The following is a 2,387-nucleotide window of genomic DNA, read 5'->3' on the forward strand; positions in this document are numbered from 1 at the left end:
TGCCCTGGGTCTCGAAGATCTCGAGGTACTCCTGGGAGATCCCCACCACGACCTCCTCACCGACGCCGTCGGGGTTCGACACGGTGATCGAGAGCGGGGTGTCGAGTCCGGCGCGCGCGAGTCGCGGATAGTTCACCGAGAGCGTGAATCCACCGTCCTCGGCGGTCGCGGTGAGGTTGCGGACGCCGAGCAGACCCGCCGCTCCCGCGACGACGAAGAGGAACAGGGCGATGAGGACGACCCGCGTCGTCCACCGGGCGGTGCCGGTCGTCGTGTCCTCGGGCACGTCCTCGTACGTCGTCGTCACGGGGTCATCCTGCCCTGCTCAGCGGTCGCTGACCGACCCTGTCGGGCACCTCGCACTAACGTGGGTGACATGGACTTCCGTTACCTCGGCAACAGCGGCCTCAAGATCAGCGAGATCGCGTACGGCAACTGGCTCACCCACGGCTCCCAGGTGGAGGCCGACGTCGCGCAGGCATGCGTGCGCCAGGCCCTCGACGAGGGCATCACGACCTTCGACACCGCCGACGTCTACGCCAACACCGTCGCGGAGGAGGTGCTCGGCGACGCGCTCAAGGGCGAGCGGCGCGAGTCGCTGGAGATCTTCACGAAGGTCTACTGGCCGACCGGTCCGCGGGGGCACAACGACTCGGGCTTGTCCCGCAAGCACATCCGCGAGTCGATCGACGCGTCGCTGCGCCGTCTGCAGACCGACTACGTCGACCTCTACCAGGCGCACCGCTACGACGTGGAGACGCCGCTCGAGGAGACGATGCAGGCCTTCGCCGACGTCGTACGCTCCGGCAAGGCGCTCTACATCGGTGTCTCCGAGTGGACAGCCGACCAGATCCGCGCCGGGCACGCGCTCGCGCAGGACCTGGGCGTCCAGCTGATCTCGAGCCAGCCGCAGTACTCGATGCTGTGGCGGGTCATCGAGGGCGAGGTCGTGCCGACGAGCGAGGAGCTCGGGATCAGCCAGATCGTGTGGTCCCCCATCGCGCAGGGCGTGCTCACCGGCAAGTACAAGCCCGGTCAGCCGGCGCCCGAGGGCTCGCGCGCCACCGACACCAAGGGCGGGGCCGACATGGTCGCTCGCTTCCTCCAGGACGATGTGCTCGAGCGCGTCGCGCGGCTCGAGCCGATCGCCGACGACCTCGGGCTGTCGATGGCGCAGCTCGCGGTCGCGTGGGTCCTGCAGAACCCGAACGTCGCCGCGGCGATCATCGGCGCCTCGCGACCGGAGCAGGTCACCGACAACGTCAAGGCGAGCGGTGTGCGCCTCGATGCCGAGGTGCTCAAGACGATCGACGAGGTCCTCGGTGACGTCGTCGTGCGCGATCCGGCGATGACCGCACGCAACGCGCCTGACACGCGCCCGAGCTGACGGAGAGGGACACGATGAGCACGTTGGGGGAGACAGGGCCGAACCGCCGTCTCATGCAGCTGTCGGAGAGCGAGTGCTGGGAGCTCGTCGGCACCCAGGAGGTCGGCCGGATCGGGTTCGTGGCCGAGGGGTCGCCGCAGATCTTCCCGGTGAACTTCATGGTCCACGAGCACCGGATCCTGTTCCGCACCACGCCGTACGGCGCGGTCGCCCAGGCCGTCACCGACACGCCGATCGCCTTCGAGGTCGACACGATCGACGGCGCCAACCAGACCGGGTGGTCGGTCCTGCTCACCGGCATCGGTCAGCACGAGACCGACCCCAAGGTCCTCAACGACCTGTGGGGGCCGAACCGTGCGTCGCCGTGGGCGGACGGTGCCCGGGTGCTCTGGATCTCGCTCACGCCCACCGCGGTCAGCGGGCGTCGGATCGCCTGGAGCTGACCCTCACGAGACACGGTGCGGCCCACCCGGCATGATCGCGCCATGAACCCGACGGTGAGCCCAGACGAGCTCGCGGACATGCTCGAGCAGGTGCGCCAGCTCGTCCGCCGAGACGTCGTGCCGCGCGAGCGAGAGATCGCCGACGCGGACGCGATCCCCGCCGACCTGCTCGCCAAGGCGAAGGCGATGGGCCTGTTCGGGTACGCCATCGACCAGGAGTGGGGCGGGCTCGGGCTCGACCTCGTCCAGGAGGTCGAGCTGGCGATGGAGCTGGGATACACGTCGCTCGCGTTCCGGTCGATGTTCGGCACCAACAACGGCATCGCCGGGCAGGTGCTCGTCGGCTTCGGCACCCGCGCCCAGCAGGAGGAGTGGCTCGAGCGCATCGCCTCGGGCGAGGTGGTGGCGTCGTTCGCGCTGACCGAGCCCGGCGCGGGGTCCAACCCGGCCGGCCTGCGCACCCGCGCCGTCCGCGAGGGCGACACGTGGGTGCTCGACGGCGACAAGCGGTTCATCACCAACGCCCCGATCGCGGACCTGTTCCTGGTCTTCGCCCG

The 2,387-nt window shown here is 69.7% G+C and carries 3 protein-coding genes and 1 pseudogene; 3 read left to right on the forward strand and 1 reads right to left on the reverse strand.

Annotated features, from left to right (window positions below; translation table 11 throughout):
- Positions 1-307: pseudogene (locus PV363_RS17270) on the reverse strand (hypothetical protein); the annotation flags it as partial.
- 69 nt (positions 308-376) lie between these two features.
- Here PV363_RS17270 and PV363_RS17275 point away from each other — a divergent pair.
- The 3 genes from PV363_RS17275 to PV363_RS17285 form a co-directional block, all read left to right on the forward strand.
- A complete protein-coding gene (locus tag PV363_RS17275; RefSeq protein ID WP_220343197.1) occupies positions 377-1,387 on the forward strand; it encodes an aldo/keto reductase family protein in 1,011 nt (336 codons plus the stop codon).
- A 14-nt stretch (positions 1,388-1,401) separates the two neighbouring features.
- Positions 1,402-1,830 (forward strand): pyridoxamine 5'-phosphate oxidase family protein, encoded by a 429-nt coding sequence (locus PV363_RS17280; protein ID WP_220343198.1) that lies wholly within the window; start codon positions 1,402-1,404, stop codon positions 1,828-1,830.
- Positions 1,831-1,872: 42 nt separating this feature from the next.
- Positions 1,873-2,387: acyl-CoA dehydrogenase family protein (locus PV363_RS17285; RefSeq protein WP_301023013.1), on the forward strand; the 515-nt coding region annotated here is incomplete at its 3' end.

This window comes from Mumia sp. (assembly GCF_028803055.1).
In the GTDB taxonomy this organism is placed as follows: domain Bacteria; phylum Actinomycetota; class Actinomycetes; order Propionibacteriales; family Nocardioidaceae; genus Mumia.

What these genes read in the sequence shown, in the direction of transcription:
- PV363_RS17275 (WP_220343197.1), top strand. Translation starts at nt 377, where the DNA reads ATGGACTTCCGTTACCTCGGCAACAGCGGCCTCAAGATCAGCGAGATC.
- PV363_RS17280 (WP_220343198.1), top strand. Translation starts at nt 1,402, where the DNA reads ATGAGCACGTTGGGGGAGACAGGGCCGAACCGCCGTCTCATGCAGCTG.